An 18349-nucleotide genomic window follows, 5' to 3' on the forward strand; every position below is an offset into this window, starting at 1 on the left:
CAGGGTGGGGGTCCCCCAGGCAGCGGACGCCTGGCCGCGGCATACGACAGGCCGGACATCGATGCCCCGGCCGGTAACCAGACGTTTCGGCTGAATGATCCTGTATTCATCGAGGTGCCGGCGGCGAGCGGCGCACGAATCGGAGCTAAGTTCCTGGCTTACCGTCCTGGTCCTTCCATCAGCGAAGTGGCCCAGGTAATGATCTCGACTGGCATTGTGCGTGTGGAATCGATGGTGCCCGGACAGCCGGCTCTGGCTCGCATCGTGACGCTTTTCGATCATGCGTCTCGATCAGCGCCTGATGCCTCTTGGAGTCTTCGTGATGGCACACCCGGGTTCAGTTGCAACGGTTGCCATGGGACCGGTCGAAAAGGTCGTCTACGTTTCCGGCGACCCCGTTCTTCCTTCGCTGCAGAGTTACGTGATGCTGAGTGCAACAGCCGCTGACGGTGTTCGCGTTGGTGATCGGTTCACGCTTGTGGACGATACCATTGCCGAGCGGTATCCTGCCCCGGCTGTCCCCGCCACAGTTGCACAAGTGGTCCGTGTCACGCCATTCGCCGTTACGGCAATTGTCCTGGATCACGATCAGCCCACCATTCGCACGGGAATGACCGCTCGTCTCAGCGCTCGTACACCGTAACCGCGCAGAAAAAAGGTGGTTTCACGGTAGGCAAGGATTAAATTACGGGCGATCATGATCGTGATCGCCCACTTCATCGCCATCTCCTGTTATGTTGGCGCTACGGCCCTTGCTGCGATGCCGTTTGCGCGCCGCGTGCGGGCCCCCGTCCGAGGCGTTATCGCGCTCCTGGCGCTGGGCGCGACGGCGCACGGCATCGCGTTGCTCGGCATGCTGCAGCAGCTCGGATCGGCATCTCTCACCGGACTCGGTCCCGCGCTGTCGTTCGCCGGCTTTTTGCTCGCCATCGTGTTGTTGCTCATAGAGGCAATTACACGCGATGTAAGTCTGGCGCTGGTCGCGGCGCCGCTTGCGGCAGTGATGACCACAGTTGGCAATATTTCCGGGCTTACTCCGTTCATGACCCTCGGTGGCCCACGAGCCGTATGGCTGGTGACGCATATCGTCCTCAGCTTTTCCGGCCTCGCATTCTATGCAACGGCCGCCGCCGCAGGCGCCATGTATCTCGTGGCACGCCGCGAGTTGAAGTCAGGACGATTCGGGGCAGTCTACCGGTTCTTTCCTCCGCTGGAGACGCTGGATCGCGTTAATCACTTTTCAGCCATCGCCGGTTTCATGGGACTGACGCTCGGCGTCATCCTGGCGGGGGTCTACTCGATCGTTTACCGCACTATCGCCGCCCCGGAAATGGTCTGGGGTCTTGGCGCGTGGCTGTGCATATTCGTGCTTGCCTTCGGCCGAATCCTTCGCGGCTGGCAGGCAAAGCGCGCCGCGGTAATCTCCTCAGTCTCGTTTGCGGGCGTTGTCGCCTTCTACGTCCTGATCCGCGCGTCGTCGCTCGGCCGCGGACAATTCCTGTGACCGCCATTCCGCTGGCTGTCAACGCGGCCGCAATTTCCGTACTGATTGTGGGCGGAGGCCGAGTTGCCACACGCAAGGCGCTGGCCCTACTTGGCGCTGGCGCTGGTGTCAGGCTCATCGCCCCGGAGATAACTGACGAGCTCGGCGCGCTCAGTGCTCGTTACGCGCGGCTTTCGATTTTCCGCCGCGAGTATGATGGAATACCCGATATTGCGAACGCTGCTCTGGTAATCGCTGCAACCGCATCAACGGAAGTCAATGCTCGTGTCGCGGCGGATGCGCACGCAGCCCACCGGCTGGTAAACGTTGTCGACGCCCCGGGATCAGGCACCTTCACGACGATGGCTGTTCACCGGGCCGGCGATGTGGTGATTGGGGTGAGCGCGGGGAACGTGCCGTCCGCCGCTGTCCGTGTCAGGGACAGGATCGCCGTGCAAATTGATCAGCGGTATGCCGCCGCCGTTGCGGCCTGTTCGGTACTTCGGTCGCAGATGCTGACACGGGAACGTGCGTCCACTTCGGGAAACACGGGCAGTGCCGCAAATGGAGAATGGGCCGACGTCAATGCGCGGCTGATCGACGAGAATTTTTGCGTAAGTGTAGAAGATGGTACCTTCGCGACAACGCTGGCGGCCTGCCGGTGATTGTTGCGGGCATGAACCATCAGACAGCGCCAATCGAAATCCGCGAAAAGCTCGCGTTCCGGGCGAGCGAGTGCAGTGATGTGCTCGATGGCCTGCGTGACAGGAGCGATGCGCGCGAGATGGTTCTTCTCTCGACGTGCAATCGGACGGAATTCTATCTCGTGCACGGCACCGACGACTGCGCGCCCCACGTGTGGGAAATAATGTCGTTGAGGCTTGGCGAAGATGCGAAACAGTATTCGTATGTTCGCCGTGACCGCGAAGCCGTGTCGCACATTTTCCGGGTGGCCTCCGGAATTGATTCGATGATCCTTGGCGAGGCTCAGATTCACGGGCAGGTGCGCGATGCGTGGGAAGCGTGCAGGGCGCATTCCGGCGTCGCGCTGAATCGGCTTTTTCAGTCGGCGCTCCTTGCCGCATCGCGGGTTCGTGAAGAAACGGGCATCGGTCGGGGCGCGGCGTCCGTCAGCTCCTCCGCCGTTCAGCTTTCCAAGCGCATATTCGGATCGCTGGCTGGCCGCCGGGCGATGGTCCTCGGCGCCGGCGACGTTGCGGCAATCGCGTTGACATGTCTGCGGAAGGAGGGCGTGAAAGTCTCGATCGTCGCCAATCGTACCTTCGAGCGCGCCGATGCCCTCGCACGCGAACAAGGCGCGGTAGCGATGCGTTACGACGAGTGCTGGGAAAATCTGCATACAGTCGACGTCCTTCTCTGTTCGACGGCATCCCCGCATACGGTCGTTGGTGTCGAACAGATAATGCCCGGAATGCGGGCCCGGGGCGATCGTCCGCTTTGCATTCTGGACATCGCGCTTCCGAGGGATGTGGACGCGCAGGTGGGACAGCTCGACAATGTATTTCTCTACGACCTGGACGATCTTCGCGCGGCGGCGTCCGCGAATCTGGAACGGCGACAGGAAGATCTTCCCGCGGCCGAGCAGATCATCGCTGGAGAAGTGGAGAGGTACTGGCAATGGCTTGCGGGCCTCGCTGCAGTGCCGGTGGTGACTGAGTTTCGTTCGCGCATGGATGCTGTTCGCAGCGACGAGCTGGCACTGGCACTGCGCCGGATCGGAGGCCTGTCTGAGGCGCAGGAAAAAGGACTCGAGAAATTCTCTCGGGCGTTGATGAACAAGTTTCTCCATGAGCCGAGCGTGCGACTTCGTGCGGCGGCCGCAAACGGCAGGGGGTTGGGGGTGGTCGATGCAGCACGATATTTGTTCGCGCTCGAAAGCGATGCGGTGAACGCAGACACGGACCCGGAAGAGCCGGTATGAATCAACGGGCGCTGGTTACCGGTGGCGCGGGATTCATCGGGTCGCACGTGGCGGACCTTCTGATCGCTGAAGGATACGAGGTGGAGATCATCGACGACCTTTCTTCCGGGAACAGAGACAACGTTCCGCAGCTCGCGATGCTTCACGAGGTGAGCGTCGTCTCGCCCGCCGCTGCTGACATCGTTCTCAGGGGGAACTTCGATTTGCTCGTTCACCTCGCGGCTCAGATCGACGTGCGCAAGAGTTTGGCAGACCCTGTGCTTGATGCCACGACCAATATCCTTGGAACGCTCAATCTTCTGGAAGCGGTAAGACTCGGTGGGAGAAAGACCCGGGTCGCGTTTACTTCGACTGGCGGCGCCATCTATGGTGACTTCAACACTCCTCCGAACGTCGAGAATTATCCCAAGGAGCCGGAGTCGCCGTACGCCATATCCAAACTCGCGTCCGAGTATTACCTCGCCTGTTACGGGCGTCTCCACTCACTCGAGCACGTGACGTTGAGGTTCGGCAATGTTTACGGTCCCCGGCAGGATCCGCATGGCGAAGCGGGTGTCGTGGCGATTTTCTGCACCCGCATCCTGGACGGGGATTCACTGACCGTATTTGGTGATGGCAAGCAGACCAGAGATTACGTCTACGTCGGGGACGTGGCGCGGGCCGTCTATCTTGGCCTGACGCGGCCACTGCCACCCGCGGAGCGGGTTGACACCCGATCGTTCAACGTTGGTACCGGGACGGGGACGTCGGTCATTGAGCTCGCCGGCCTGCTGAACAAAGCGGCGGGCAGCAACGCCGAGGTGGTGTTTGCTCCGAGCCGGCCCGGCGAGCAGATGGAGTCATTTCTCGATTGCGCGAAGGCGCAAGCGGTTCTGGGGTGGCGCCCCGAAGTTTCGCTCGAGGATGGGTTGGCTGAGACTTTCGCCTGGTCCAGCACTCAAAGGGCGGCTGTCCGAACGTGATGCCAGCGTTGATGTTGCAGGTAGGCGCTGCGATTCCTTCGTCGCCAACCGAGCTGATCATGAGCTCTACCGGCGCCACCAAGATCGTTCTGGCAGTGCTCGGCATCCTGTCAGTAATGAGCTGGACCATCATGGCCTCGAAGGTCCGTGAGTTCAAACGGGCCGAGCGGGCGTCGAAGGCTTTTATGGAGGATTTCGAAAGATCTCATTCGCTGGACGAAGCCGCGGATAACGCGCTGAGATCCCCCGCAAGTCCCCACAAGAGCGTGATGGCCCGAGCGACGCGGTTCATTACCGAAACCACTCCCGCATTGTCGCCCACCAGCGAACGCAAGGCACGAATGAGCGCCTCTCAGGTCGAAGCGCTTCGCCTGGTTCTCGATTCGGAAAGCGGAGCGGTTCGCGATCAGCTGGGAAGGTTCGTACCGACGCTCGCCACCATCGGATCCGTGAGCCCGCTCATCGGGCTGCTGGGAACCGTGCTTGGCGTTATCGATGCATTCATTGGAATTGCCACCAAGGGGTCCGGGAATATCGGCGCAGTCGCGCCCGGCGTTGCGGAGGCGCTCATCGCCACCGCCGCAGCCCTTGCGGTGGCGATTCCAGCGGTTTTTGGCTACAATATTTTTGCCCACCGATTGAACCGGTTCGACGGTGAGCTCGATGGTTTTGGTTCCGAGCTTATTGCGCTGCTGGTGAGAGAGGGGCGTATCTAGTGCGGCGGCGGGAAAGGATGCAGCTCAACGCAGAGATTAACGTCGTCAGCCTGATCGACGTGATGATGTTGTTGATGGTGATCTTCATGATTACCGCTCCCATCATGCAGGGCGGCATCGATGTCGCGCTCCCGAAGGCCGAGGCACGCCCGCTGGAAACGAAGAGCGGGCTGGTCGTTACAGTCGATCGCGCCGGCAAAGTTCATGTCGATGAGACCGTTCTCACTTTTCCGGAATTTCGCGCGACGTTCAAAGCGCTCGCGTCTGCGCGTGGGAAGGATGGTGTCTACCTCCGCGCCGATGAAGGCGTGCCTTATGGCTCGGTTGTGAAAGTCCTCGCGGTGATGCGGGCAAGCGGAGTCGCCGATGTAGGCCTCGTCGCAGAGCCGGAAGGGGAGCGTCAGTGATTGCCGCTGCAGGGCGGGCTCGGCTCTCGGGCCCGATCGGTGTTTCGCTGACGCTTCATCTCTCGGTTGCCGCTCTCGCGCTCGTGGGTTTCAAGAAGGGCGTCCCGCAGGCGATGCCGCCGATTTACAAAGTGGATATTGTCGCTGCGCCTCCCGGGCCGAGAGCCATTGGTGAAGTCCAGCCAGAGCCTGTTACGCGCCCGCTGACTCCACCGGTGGTCGAACCCCCCGCGCCGGTTCCCCCAAAGCAATCTGTCATCCCGACGCCAAAATCCGCTCCGCAAAAAACACTGCCGCGCGCTACACCCGTTGAACGGCCGGCAGTCGCGACGCCAAAGACGGCTGCGCCGCGGGCCGGCGGTGGTCCGATTGGCGGCAAGGGCACCGACGTCGCGACGGTACAGACGGAGGGAATCGATTTCCCCTTCCCAGGGTATCTCAACAACATCGTCCGGCAAATCGCTCTCCGTTTCAATCCGGCGGACGCGAACACCGGTCTGCGTGCGGAGGTTAGATTCGTGATTCGCCGTGACGGTTCTGTCATCGGAATTGGATTTATCACGCGGTCCGGGTCCTACGCTTTCGACCTCGAGGCACAAGGCGCGGTCGAAGCAGCTGCGCGCGAGTTCGGCGCGCTGCCCGAGGGATTCCGTGATGATGCACTGCCCGTAGTGTTCAGCTTTGACCCCCGTTTCCTCAGATGAATCCACGCACTTATTCTCTTGCTGCTGTCGTACTGGTTGCAGCAGCTGTTGTCAGCACACGCGCCTGCGGTCAGGACACGCTTCCGCCGCCGCCTCAAACTCCGCAGCCAGGGGTTCGTCTCGGCCTCAGCTATCCACGTGGCACAAGCCCGAAGGTGCTTGTAATGCCGGTGGATACCACCTCCGGCGACTCGGTCCGCACGATCATCCATCGTGATCTCGACTATGGCGACCGTGTGACGCCCATCGTTCTCGACGATGCAACGATGCGAGGCATGATGCCCGTTCAGGCGAACGGATACAATTATTCGTTGTTCTCGAGCCTGGGTATCGCGGCCATCGTTCAGGCAACGCGAATAGGTTCCGGTTTTCGGGTGACGCTTTATGATGTAAGCGCAAAGCGGCGCCTGCAGTCGCAGGATTTCCGCGTGTCCGGCATTCCGCCAAATCGTGATGCGGATCTGGTCGAATCCGTTTCGACTGCGACAACGGCGAGGGAAAGGCTGCTACGCGATTCAGTGCAACGCCGGCTCCGAGCCCGCGCAGCGATCATGAGAAAGCCGCCACTCAAAAAGGACACGCGGGCCCGGCGTTTCATTGTGCGCGATTCCCTGCGTCGTGATTCGACCGCCACCGCATACGTGAGGCGAGGTCTGGCGCGCTGGGAGGAGGACCGCAGGGATTCAGTGGCGGTATCGATCACTCGTGGCGCAGAAGGCATGGCGAGGCAGGACAGCGCGGCGCGCACCGCCGCGGCGGAAGGCGAACGTATGGGAGTCCATAGAATAAGTGATGAGATAGAACGGTGGATCACCGGTCGCGGCGGTATCGCGGCGTCCCGCCTGGCATATGTACATGGTGGGCTCATTCGCGTTGTCGACTCCGATGGTGCCAACGACCGGCCGTTGACGAAGCGCGGGCTTTCACTCTCACCGTCCTGGCATCCCAACGGTGAGAAAATCGTCTATTCCAGATTTCTGGATGGAGGCGCGGGAACTCAGCTGGAGGAGATCAACGTCGTCAGCGGCAGAACCAATAAGATCGGTGGCGGGGGGCTCAATATCACGCCCGTGTATTCACACGATGGGCGACACGTCGTGTATGCGACAAGTACCGAGAACGGAACCGACCTGATGATGGTCAGCGTGGAAGACGAGTCGGTGACGCAGAGGCTGACGTTTGGCCGCGGAACGGACAACGGATCGCCGACATTCAGCCCTGACGGCCGTCAGATTGCCTTTTTCTCCACACGATCGCGCTTCCCGCAGATTTACACTATCGACACCGATGGAGCGAACCTCGAACTGTTGACGCCATTCACTCCGGGTGTGCGCAGTTACCGGGCAGCGCCGGATTGGTCGCCCGATGGACGCGCAGTCGCGTACGAGCAGCAAAATGGCGACTTTCAGGTATGGATGATCAATATTCGGGACAAGGAACCGCGACGGCTGACGAGCGAAGGCGAGAACGAAGGCCCCTCCTGGGCTCCGGACGGCAGGCATCTCGCTATCTCTTCAACCCGTGGAGGATCCAAGCAGATCTGGATTCTCGACACGGAGTCCGGCCGTTTTCGGCAGCTCACGCGCAACGCCGGCGCGCGGCTTTCAGCCTGGTCGCCCCTCGTGAAGGCTCAGTGATGAGCGGCGGCAACCAACATCTTACTGGAGGCAGTCAATGTTCGTTCTCGCCCGCGTAGCCGGAATTGCATTCATCGCGGCCGTCGCAATCGCCGGGTGCTCCAGAAAGCCGAAGAACGCGCCTGCGCCTCGCCGCATCAATGCCGACAGTCTGCTCCGCGAGCAAACGAGGCAGGACAGCGTCGCACGGGCCGAGGCGGCGCGTGCCGCTGCCTCAGCGGCAGCAGCTGTAGCAGCGGCTGCCGGACCGGCAACGACGGCTCCCGTCACATCCAGTGAGCGATCCGCAATGGTTGCGACGATCTATTTCGACCTCGAGGAATCGACCCTGGCCGACGAATCGCAGGCAGCGGTGGAGGCGAAAGCGCCGGTGCTGCTGCGACACCCGAACATGCGGATCAGAATCACCGGACATGCGGACTCCCAGGGCTCCGACGAGTACAACCTCGCGTTAGGCTTGCGCAGGGCAGCCGAAGTGAAGCGGTATCTGGCTGCGCTTGGCGTGGATGAGGCAAGGGTTGAAATAGTCACGCTTGGAGAGGAGCGGCCGGCTGTCGAAGGCCGCAACGAAGAGGCATACGCCCTCAACCGGCGTGTAGAATTCGAGATTATCGCCGGGGGATGACGATGCGGGATCAGGCCAGGCAGGCCAAGTTTTTTCTTTTGGCGGCGGTCGTAGCCTCGGCCACAGGGTGCTTTGCGTCCATCGGCCAGATGGACGATCTGCGGGAAGAGGTAAACGTGGTTCGCACCGATAACGCAGCCGCGGATTCGGTTCGCGTCACACAGATCGTCCAGATACTCGGTTCGCTGCGGGCGATCAACGACAGCCTCGCCGCGTTTGGCACGAGACTGAGCCGTGTCCGCGCTGAGTCGCAGAGTGAGATTCGCGCGCTGCGACAGGACATCCTGCAGGTTCAGGAGATAAGTGGGCAAAGCCAGCGGCGGTTGCAGGAAATGCGGGCCACGCTCGAGCAGCGCAACCGCCAGCCGCAGGCGCAATCGTCGCCGTTGCCGACAGCGGAGACGTCGACTCCGGTTGTCGTGCCGCCAGTGGAAGATGCTCCGGGACCGAACGAGCTGTTCCAGCTTGGTCGCGACCAGCAGTCCCGGGGCGGTAACAGGGCGGCCCGGGCCGCATTCAGCGATCTTCTCCGCCGGTTTCCCGAATCGGATATTGCGGACGATGCGCAGTTCTATCTGGCAGAGGCATACGCGGCCGAGGGAAATGCTGCCGCAGCGGATTCGGCATATGCGCTGGTGGGCGCTAAGTACTCGTCATCCATTCGCGCGCCGACCGCGCTGTACAAGCGCGCTGTGATGGCCCAGACAGCTCGCCGTACCACAAGCGCACGAAGACTGTTCAACGAGGTGATTCGCAGTTATCCGCAGTCGGACGAGGCTGACCTGGCGCGCGAACGGCTGCGGCTCCTCTCCTGACGGTTTGAGCGTCATGGCGGGTGCCACGCGTGAAATTGAAATGCCGTTTCTCGATCACCTCGAGGAGCTGCGGCACCGGCTTTTCTGGATTGCGGGGGCCATTCTTCTCGGGGTGGTCGTATCGTTTGTTGTTCTGTCTCAGAAACGTCTGGACCTGGTAGGGTTGCTCGCACAGCCGATCAAGCCGTACCTGAAAAACGGCAGTCTCGTGTATACCCACCCGGGAACATCGTTCAAAATCATTCTGAATGCTTCGCTCATCACCGGCATGTTGCTGGCGACGCCGGTAATAGGGTATCAGCTCTGGGGCTTTCTTGCGCCGGCGCTGCACTCGCACGAGAAGCGCATCATCATTCCCACAGCGTTTGGAATGGTCGCCCTGTTCCTGGGGGGAGTCGCGCTTTGCTTCAAAATTGTCCTGCCATTCACGCTGCGCTTTTTTCACGGGTTCGAGTCGGCTTCGCTTACGCCGATGATCGAAGCGACCCAGTACTTCGATTTCGCGTTCAGCATGATGCTTGCTTTCGGAATTGCCTTCGAGCTTCCGATTGCCATCCTGCTGCTGACCGTACTTGGAATCGTCAATCCGCAGACACTCTCGAAGTACCGGCGTCATGCCATTGTGGTATGTGTGATTGCTTCGGCATTCATCACCCCCGATGCGAGCCCCACGACGCTGTTCGCGCTCGCCGGGCCGCTTTACCTGCTGTTCGAGCTGGGGCTTGTACTTTCGTACGCAGTAACGAGGCGGCGCCGCAAGCGGGCCCTGGCTGCCGAGCTTGAAGCTCGTCGTGAGGCTGACCGCGAGATGGGACTCGTTACGGGAACCGGAGGACGTGAGCCACGCCGACTGGGAGTGGATCTATGAGGCGCTTGCTGGTCGTGCTCGGGTTATTGATCCTGCCCTGCGCTGCCTACGCACAGCCAACGCGGCCGGTCCGGCCTGTCGTGCCGCAAAGCGCGCGGCCGACCCCCGACGATACAATCCGCCGTGTCGCGGGAGATACACTTCGCGTCGATTCGGCGGCGGCGCGCAAGCTGATTGAATGGGCGGAAGCCGACTCGGTGACGAGAGCGCTTCTCGATCGACCCGGATATTCGGTTACCCGATACCAGGGCGTGAAAGTGACTTTCAACGCCAGGTCGCGCACTCTCTATCTGGAGGGAGGGCCTGCCGCCGTCGGGCGCGGGACGACCCTCCTCGTGGGTGATACCATCACCTACAATGATTCGACAAAGATCGTCCTTGCACGCGGCGATACGCTGATACTCAGGGATCCTTCGCAAGGCTCCGCATCCGATGTGGTCGCGCTCGGCCAGCTGCGCTACGACATCGTTGCCCGCCGCGGCAGCGTGACGAATATCAGCACGGCCATTGAAGGGACGGGACAGAAGTGGTTCGTCGGGGGGATGCAGACTGCCTTCGTTCTCGACACTACGAGAGGACGGCAGCCTTCTTACTATGTCCGTGGCGGCTCGATTACCAGCTGTGACGACTCGATTCCGGATTACCGGTTCCAGGCAAAGGAAATCAAGCTCGTGTCGCGAAACATCATGGTTGCGCGCCCCGCGGTGCTGTACATCGGGGACATCCCGGTGATGTGGTTGCCATTCATCTTCCAGGACATGCGATCGGGAAGGCGAAGCGGGATACTGACACCGCGGTTCGGCGTCAGCGAGCTCTTTCGAAACAGTCCCACCTACCGCCGCCATGTGGAGAACATTGGTTACTACTTCGCATACAGCGATTATATGGACGGTCAGGTTTCGCTCGACTGGCGGAGTGGAGCAGGTGCATCGGACGGCGATCCGGGTTGGGTGAGGGTTAACGGAGAATGGAGATATCGCTGGCTCGATCGTTTCCTGACCGGTCGGCTGGCGGTTTCGCGGCTGGCGCAGCGTGACGGGCAGAAAAACACGGCATACTCGTGGGGACACCAGCAGAATTTCTCTCAGACATCGAGTCTGACGACCGATATCAATTATGTAACCAGCACCGTGCTGCAACGTCAGAACACGTTCGATCCGCGTCAGGTGCTTGCGACAATTCAGAGTCAGGCGAACTATCAGCAGAAACTGGGACCGGCATCGCTCAGCCTCGGTGGAAGTCAGCGGCAGTATCCGGGGCGCGAGGAAGTAAGTCGGGATTTCCCCAATTTCAGCCTCAGCACACCGACGCTGGAGCTCGCCCGGTGGCTGGAGTGGACGCCGTCACTAAATGTCACCAATGCACAACAGCTGAAGGTGGACGTGACAGGCCCGCTTGGATTCCGGTTCACGGGAGCCGACGACGACAGGAACGGTGTTCCGGACACCGTCCGGGTTCGCGGCGATTCCCGGGCAACCCGGCTGTCGATCGGAACGCCCTTCAAGATCTTCGGCTTCACCTTACAGAACTCTTTTCGGGTGTCGGATCTCGAAAACACGGCGCCGATAACCATACCAATCATCGATCCCCCGGACCCGACCCGCACGACCAACCGGATTTTCGGCAAGACGTACAGTACCGAGGTTGATTTCGAGACTTCGTTCGCGCTGCCGACGCTGCTGCAAGGCACGTTCAACCTGGCGCCGAGCATCGGTCTGACGAACGTAGATCCCCGTGGCTATTGGGTTCGCACTCAACTTACCGGCGGGCGCTTCGTTAATCAGTCAAAGCGATTGAGCTACGGCGCTTCGGCAGCTCCCACGGTGTTCGGTCTCTTCCCGGGTTTTGGCGGAGTCACCCGCTTCAGGCATTCAATATCGCCCGTCCTTAGCTATCGGTATGCGCCCGCGGCGCAGGTTAGCAATGAGTTTCTCGCGGCGCTGAATGAGAACCCGCGCAACTACATCGGCTCACTTGCCGCGAATCAGGTCACGCTGCAACTCGCACAGACGCTCGAGGCAAAGCTGAGGACGAAGGACACGAGCTCTACGGCCGAGGCGAAGAAGGTGAAGCTGCTGGCGCTCACTTTCTCACCTCTGACATACGACTTCGAGTTGAAGCGCGCCACGGGCAGGTCTGGCTTTACAACCGATCAGTTCAGCTATGACGTGACATCCGAGCTTCTGCCCAGCTTTCGGTTAGGCGTACAGTACTCCCTGTTCGAGGGAAGCGTGCTCAGCGACACGGCGCTGTTCAAACCGTTTCGGACTGGCATCAACGCGTCGCTGTCATTCAACAACCAGTCGGGAATCTTCGCTGCCATCAATCGTATCCTGGGCCGCGCGGTGCCGCAGCCCAATCCGCAGATCGAGCGCCTGGAGCGGAGCGCAGATGACGCGCTCGTCCAGCGTATTGCTTCAACGCCAGTTGCTGGAAGCTCGATCGGGAACCGGCAGTTTGGAATTCCCGAGACACAAGGATGGCAGGCTTCGTTTACGTTCAGCTCGTCGCGTCAACGCGCGCCGACCGGTAACGGCGTCGTCATCGACGATGACCCGCGGACCCGATGTCAGCCATTTGTCGGCAATCCCTTCGTCTTCGACCAGTGTGTGCTTACTCAGCAGACCAACCCGGTGGGTGCGGTTCCGGTAGATCGTCTTACGGCAGGGGGGCCATTCATACGGACCCCGTCGCGAGAGAATCTCAACTCGCAGATGAGCTTCAACATCACGCCGAAGTGGTCAGCGTCGTGGGGCACTAACTACGATTTTCAGGCCGCGCAGTTCGGGAGTCAGACGGTGACGTTACAGCGCGAGTTGCATGACTGGCGCACCATTTTCGCGTTTACCAAAGGTCCGAACGGTAACTTCGCGTTCAACTTCTTCATCGCCTTGACCGCGCAGCCAGACATAAAGTTCAACTACGACAGGCAGACCTACCGGCAATCCGGACAGTAGCGCGATGCAATCGATTCTACACATCACCAACGGTGACTGTGCAGGAGATCTGATCAGGGCCTCGGGGATCGCCGGCGATGTGCTTGCGTGGCGCGACATCCTCCATGAGGGGCCGGTCCCGCGATTGCCCCTTACGCAGCTTAGCCTGGTGCGCGCCGACTTCCTTGCTGGCGAAGGGCTGGGTGAGGCCGCCCGGATTCGTGCGGATTTCGCCGAGCGCGACTCGACGCTGATGCGCTTTGACTGCTACGACCAGGTAGTGCTCTGGTTCGAATGGGACCTGTACGATCAGCTGCAGCTTATTCAGCTGCTCGATTTCTTCTCGGCCAACTGGTCCGGGGACTCGAGCGAGACCCATCCTCGCCTCGATATTGTCTGCATCGAAGGTTACCTCGGCAATACCGCTGTTGAGGATTACCCATCGCTTTTCGAAAAGCGCGCTCCGGTCACCGGGGAGATGCTCAAGGTCGGCCGGGATGCGTGGCGTGCGTTTACGTCCTCCGATCTGCAGGATGTAGAGTTGTTCATCCGCGGTGATACGACCCCGCTGCCATTTCTTCGTGACGCATTTTTCCGGGCACTCGAAGAATTTCCGTCCGCGCGAAACGGATTGTCGCGATCGGAGTCACAACTGTTGGAAGCGGTCTCCGGCGGACCTCTTGGATTTTCGGAACTGTTCAAACGCGTTTCGCAGCGCGAAGCCCGTGTCTTCTGCGGTGACATGGCGGTGGCGGGTTACCTGGAGCGCATGAGCGCGAAGCCTGAGCCGCTCGTTTCATATGCCTCGGGCGACCGGATCCGCTATCCTCGCGATGGTGAGGATTCGGCGGCATTTCGAAACGCGCAGGTTGCCCTGACGGAGGCAGGACGCTCGGTTCTCGCGGGCGGGCGCGACTGGATCGACATGGGGGGTGCCGACCGGTGGCTTGGCGGCGTCCATCTTCAGGGTAGAAATTCACCCTGGCGGTGGGATTCAGATGCGGAGACACTTCGAATGCGCGAGAGCGGCGTGAATGGCTGAGGGCGTTTCCAGCATCGAGATCGATGGGAACTCGCTGGACATCGAAGGCGTGCGTGCCGTGTCTGATGGCGGAGCTGGAGTAACCCTTGGGCCCGGGTCGCGATCGAAAATGCGGAACACGCAACTCGTCATTGCCGGCATCGTCGAGCGGGGCGATGTGGTTTACGGCGTTACTACCGGATTCGGCAAGCTTTCCGAGATAGCCATCCCGCGCGACCGGCTAGCCGAGCTGCAGGTGAACCTCGTTCGCAGCCATGCGGCGGGGGTAGGTCCGTTTCTGCCGCAACGCGAAGTGCGCGCAATGATGCTGCTTCGGGCCAATGTGCTCGCGAAGGGATTCTCCGGCGCGAGGCCCGCGCTGGTCGATCTGCTGATCGGCATGTTGAACGCCGGTCTTTACCCACTGGTGCACGAGCAAGGCAGCGTGGGGGCAAGCGGGGATCTTGCACCGCTCGCAGCCCTCGGACTAGCACTTATTGGGGAAGGCACGCTGTGCCAGGACGAAAATCCGGCGCGTGACGCGGCACGCGCCCTCCGCGACAACGGTCTCGAGCCTCTCCAGCTTGGACCCAAAGAAGGAATCACTCTCATCAATGGCACACAGGCGCATACCGCGATCGCGTCCCTTGCTGTTGCCGACGCGCGAACGCTCTGGCAAACGGCGCATGTCGCCGGCGCGATGTCTCTCGAAGCATTGCTTGGAACTCCAGTTGCGTTCGATGAGCGGATTCACGACGCAAGGGGGCAGTCCGGACAGCGCCGGTCGGCAGCACTTCTTCGCGATCTATTGGCGGATAGCGCGCTCAGGGAATCCCATCGGTTTGGCGATCCGAGGGTGCAGGATCCGTACTGCCTTCGATGCATGCCCCAGGTTCACGGGCCTGTTCTGGACGCGCTCGACTGGATTGCAGATATCGTCACGCGCGAGCTGAACGCCGCCACCGACAATCCACTCGTGTTCGAGAACGGCGAAACACTGAGCGGCGGCAATTTTCACGGGCAGGCGGTGGGGATGGCGCTCGACTTCCTCGCCATTATCATGACCAACCTCGCAACCATCGCTGAGAGGCGGATTGACCGCCTGGTACATCCTGATTTCAACCAAGGATTGCCTGCCTTCCTTTCGGCAGATGCGGGGGTCAACTCCGGTTTCATGATGGCTCAGGTTACCGCGGCCGCACTCGCCAGTGAATGCAAAGTGTTGTCGCATCCCGCTACGGTTGACACGATTCCCACCGACGGGAACAGGGAGGACGTTGTACCAATGTCGATGGGCGCGGCCTGGAAGGCGCGGCGCATCATTGGCAACGTGAGAAATGTGCTCGCTATCGAGCTGATGTGCGCTGCGCAGGCGTTGGACTTTCGCGCGCCGGTTAAACCGGGCCCCAGGATGCAGAGGGCGCACAATACGGTGCGATCGACCGTCTCGCATCTCGACGACGACCGGGCGTTGAGCGGCGACATTGCGGCTCTTGCCTCAGCCATTGAAAGCGGCGGGTTCAACACGTGATTGCTGATGGCACGATTACGGAAGGGGTGCCCGCACCGAACGGCGTGACGATATCGCGTCGCGCGCCCGTCAGATCACCCCGTGGCCGCGAGATATCGTGCCGGGGGTGGCAGCAGGAAGCTGCCCTTCGGATGCTGATGAACAATCTCGATCCGGATGTCGCTGAGCGTCCCGAGGAGCTTGTCGTATATGGCGGAACGGGCAAGGCCGCGCGCAACTGGGAGTCGTTCGACGCAATAGTGCGATCGCTGCGCGTGCTTGGGGACGACGAAACGCTGATCGTCCAGAGCGGCAAGCCCGTTGCGGTATTCCGAACGCATACGTCGGCACCACGGGTTCTGATCGCCAACAGCAATCTGGTGGGAAGGTGGGCAACGTGGGACAAGTTCCGTGAACTGGAGCGGATGGGCCTCACGATGTATGGACAGATGACTGCTGGTTCCTGGATATATATCGGTTCACAGGGAATCGTTCAGGGTACGTACGAAACGTTCGGCTCAGTAGCGGAGCGGCACTTCGGCGGAACCCTGGCCGGGCGACTGGTAGTCACGGCAGGCCTCGGTGGGATGGGCGGTGCGCAACCGCTTGCGGCGACGATGCAGGGTGCCGCTGTGCTCGCGATCGAGGTTGATGAATCCCGCGTAGACAAGCGGATCGGCACCGGGTACTGCGACCGCAAGACCGGTAGTCTCGAAGAAGCTCTGGCATGGCTGGACGTTGCGCTGGACCACCGCGCGGCGCTTGCCGTTGGCCTGGTTGGGAATGCAGCGGATGTCATTCCCGAGCTGGTCGCGCGTGGAAGGATTCCCGACGTACTGACAGATCAAACGAGCGCCCACGACATGCTGAACGGTTACGTGCCGGCGGGGATGCCGCTGAGTGAAGCCCTCGCACTGCGTACGGCCGATCCGGACGGGTATGTGGAGCTATCAACGGCCTCGGCGGTAGTCCACGTAACGGCGATGCTCGCGCTTCAGCGGATGGGCTCCATCACGTTCGATTATGGCAACAACATACGAACTGTGGCATTCGATGCCGGCGTCGACGACGCGTTCAGCATTCCGGGCTTTGTCCCTGAGTATGTGCGACCACTTTTCTGCGAAGGGAAGGGTCCGTTCCGCTGGGTTGCGCTCTCGGGTGATCCGGCAGATATCGCAAGAACGGACGACCTGGTGCTCGATCTCTTCCCGGCCGACGAGCACTTGAGGCGATGGATTACACTCGCGCGTGAAAGAATCAGCTTTCAGGGTCTTCCCGCCCGGATCTGCTGGCTCGGACAGGGCGAGCGAGCGCGGTTCGGGGTTGCCATCAACGATCTCGTAGCGTCTGGAGAACTTTCGGCACCAGTGGTGATAGGCCGCGATCATCTGGATACCGGCAGCGTTGCCTCGCCATTCAGGGAAACGGAAGGAATGCGCGATGGCAGCGACGCCATCGCCGACTGGGCAATTCTCAACGCAATGTTGAACGTCGCCAGCGGTGCCTCGTGGGTGTCGTTCCACCACGGTGGCGGCGTCGGGATTGGCAACTCCCTGCACGCCGGGCAGGTCATTGTCGCGGACGGAAGCGCTGAAATGCGGCTGCGACTCGAGCGTGTTCTGACCAACGATCCCGGCATTGGTGTCGCGCGTCATGCTGACGCCGGATACAAGGCTGCAATCGAAACCGCAAATGCCCACGGCATAATTCTGCCGATGCCGCCTCTGCCAGCTCCCGATCAGAAAAGCTGAATGCTGTCGAGCAAGTTCAAACCCTGGCATGTTCCCGTATTTCTCGCGAAGTACGCATATCTGACCGTCGTCAACAAGCCCATTCTCGTTCATTTCGAGGTCACGCTTCGGTGCAATGCGCGGTGCGGTTTCTGCGACTACTGGAAGACAGAACCATCGGCGCGGGCGAATGAACTCAAGAGCTTTGTCGACGCCGCCAGGTTCTTCAATCCGATGATGATCACGTATACGGGGGGTGAGCCGACTCTCCGCCGTGATCTTGAAGACATCGTCTCATCGGTGAGCGATGCCGTCAGCGTACAATACTCGACGCTTCTTACACACGGCGGCATGCTGACGATCGAACGCGCCAAGTCACTGTGGGACGCGGGCATTCACCAGTTCAATTTCTCCCTCGATTTTCTCGACGAACGCCACGACACCGCTCGCGGCATTCCCGGACTTTCGGCAAAGATCTTCGATGTCATCCCGCGTATGCGCACAATCGGCATCGACAGCATCCGCTTCAACACGGTGATAAAGGATTCCAACCTGGATCAGTTGATGCCTATCGTCACACGTGCCGAGCAGCTCGGCTGCGGGGTCAACTTCAGCTCGTATACGGATTCCAAGAATGGCAGCCGCGATGGTCTCATCGCTCAGTCGCGGGTCCCGGAGCTGGAAGCGGTGATCGAAGAGTTGCTGGCGTTCAAACGGCGAAAGCGGGGAGTGATCACGAACTCGGATTACTACCTCGAGCAGATTCCCCGCTATGTTCGCGGCGAAGCAATGGAGCCGTGTCGCTCCGGAATGCGCACGATCCACGTCGATCCCACCGGACACGTCAAGCGCTGTCCGGACTTCGCCACCGATTTTCACTGGAGCGAGTTTCGGAAATATCGACCGATAGACTGTAACGCATGCTATTATGCCTGCCGCGGCGAAGCGCAGGCGCCACTACGGCTGTCGCGCATTCGCGATGTCATGGCATAG

General features: G+C 60.8%; 17 protein-coding genes. All 17 read left to right on the plus strand.

Annotated elements, in window-relative coordinates:
* Positions 1-280: 280 nt before the first annotated feature.
* Genes WKF55_10385 through WKF55_10465 form a run of 17 tightly spaced genes read left to right on the plus strand, consistent with a single transcriptional unit; the run spans position 281 to position 18349 of the window.
* A complete protein-coding gene (locus tag WKF55_10385) occupies positions 281-643 on the plus strand; it encodes a hypothetical protein (protein ID MEJ7759980.1) in 363 nt (120 codons plus the stop codon).
* Positions 644-697: 54 nt separating this feature from the next.
* Complete coding sequence (gene ccsA / locus WKF55_10390; protein ID MEJ7759981.1) at positions 698-1504, plus strand: cytochrome c biogenesis protein CcsA; 807 nt, start codon at positions 698-700, stop codon at positions 1502-1504.
* Positions 1501-2148 carry an NAD(P)-dependent oxidoreductase gene (locus WKF55_10395; GenBank protein ID MEJ7759982.1) on the plus strand — a complete coding sequence of 216 codons (648 nt, stop codon included), beginning with the start codon at positions 1501-1503 and terminating at the stop codon, positions 2146-2148. Before ccsA ends, WKF55_10395 begins: the two co-directional genes overlap by 4 nt.
* Positions 2145-3425 (plus strand): glutamyl-tRNA reductase, encoded by a 1281-nt coding sequence (gene hemA, locus WKF55_10400; GenBank protein ID MEJ7759983.1) that lies wholly within the window; start codon positions 2145-2147, stop codon positions 3423-3425. Before WKF55_10395 ends, hemA begins: the two co-directional genes overlap by 4 nt.
* On the plus strand, positions 3422-4387 hold the full coding sequence (locus tag WKF55_10405) for a GDP-mannose 4,6-dehydratase (GenBank protein ID MEJ7759984.1): 966 nt from the start codon (positions 3422-3424) through the stop codon (positions 4385-4387). Before hemA ends, WKF55_10405 begins: the two co-directional genes overlap by 4 nt.
* Entirely contained in the window at positions 4387-5103 is a 717-nt protein-coding gene (locus tag WKF55_10410; GenBank protein MEJ7759985.1) for a MotA/TolQ/ExbB proton channel family protein, read from the plus strand. Before WKF55_10405 ends, WKF55_10410 begins: the two co-directional genes overlap by 1 nt.
* Before the next feature lie 17 nt (positions 5104-5120).
* Positions 5121-5510, plus strand: a complete 390-nt coding sequence (locus WKF55_10415; GenBank protein ID MEJ7759986.1) for a biopolymer transporter ExbD — start codon at positions 5121-5123, stop codon at positions 5508-5510.
* Positions 5507-6214: a TonB C-terminal domain-containing protein gene (locus WKF55_10420; GenBank protein ID MEJ7759987.1), complete on the plus strand. Its 708-nt coding sequence runs from the start codon at positions 5507-5509 to the stop codon at positions 6212-6214. Before WKF55_10415 ends, WKF55_10420 begins: the two co-directional genes overlap by 4 nt.
* Entirely contained in the window at positions 6211-7851 is a 1641-nt protein-coding gene (locus WKF55_10425; protein ID MEJ7759988.1) for a hypothetical protein, read from the plus strand. Before WKF55_10420 ends, WKF55_10425 begins: the two co-directional genes overlap by 4 nt.
* Positions 7852-7888: 37 nt before the next feature.
* Positions 7889-8476 (plus strand): OmpA family protein, encoded by a 588-nt coding sequence (locus tag WKF55_10430; GenBank protein ID MEJ7759989.1) that lies wholly within the window; start codon positions 7889-7891, stop codon positions 8474-8476.
* Positions 8473-9291: a tetratricopeptide repeat protein gene (locus WKF55_10435; GenBank protein MEJ7759990.1), complete on the plus strand. Its 819-nt coding sequence runs from the start codon at positions 8473-8475 to the stop codon at positions 9289-9291. The genes WKF55_10430 and WKF55_10435 overlap by 4 nt, the downstream gene beginning before the upstream one ends.
* Positions 9292-9304: 13 nt before the next feature.
* The gene (gene tatC, locus WKF55_10440; protein MEJ7759991.1) at positions 9305-10159 is read left to right on the plus strand and encodes a twin-arginine translocase subunit TatC; all 855 of its coding nucleotides are present in this window, start codon (positions 9305-9307) and stop codon (positions 10157-10159) included.
* Positions 10156-13116, plus strand: coding sequence for a putative LPS assembly protein LptD (locus tag WKF55_10445; protein MEJ7759992.1), 2961 nt, complete (start codon positions 10156-10158; stop codon positions 13114-13116). Before tatC ends, WKF55_10445 begins: the two co-directional genes overlap by 4 nt.
* Positions 13117-13120: 4 nt before the next feature.
* Positions 13121-14137 carry a DUF1835 domain-containing protein gene (locus WKF55_10450; protein ID MEJ7759993.1) on the plus strand — a complete coding sequence of 339 codons (1017 nt, stop codon included), beginning with the start codon at positions 13121-13123 and terminating at the stop codon, positions 14135-14137.
* Positions 14130-15647, plus strand: a complete 1518-nt coding sequence (gene hutH / locus WKF55_10455; protein ID MEJ7759994.1) for a histidine ammonia-lyase — start codon at positions 14130-14132, stop codon at positions 15645-15647. Before WKF55_10450 ends, hutH begins: the two co-directional genes overlap by 8 nt.
* Positions 15644-17377: a urocanate hydratase gene (gene hutU, locus WKF55_10460; protein MEJ7759995.1), complete on the plus strand. Its 1734-nt coding sequence runs from the start codon at positions 15644-15646 to the stop codon at positions 17375-17377. The genes hutH and hutU overlap by 4 nt, the downstream gene beginning before the upstream one ends.
* Positions 17378-18349: a radical SAM protein gene (locus tag WKF55_10465; protein ID MEJ7759996.1), complete on the plus strand. Its 972-nt coding sequence runs from the start codon at positions 17378-17380 to the stop codon at positions 18347-18349. It abuts the gene before it with no gap.

It is taken from the genome of Gemmatimonadaceae bacterium, from assembly GCA_037721215.1.
In the GTDB taxonomy this organism is placed as follows: domain Bacteria; phylum Gemmatimonadota; class Gemmatimonadetes; order Gemmatimonadales; family Gemmatimonadaceae; genus UBA4720.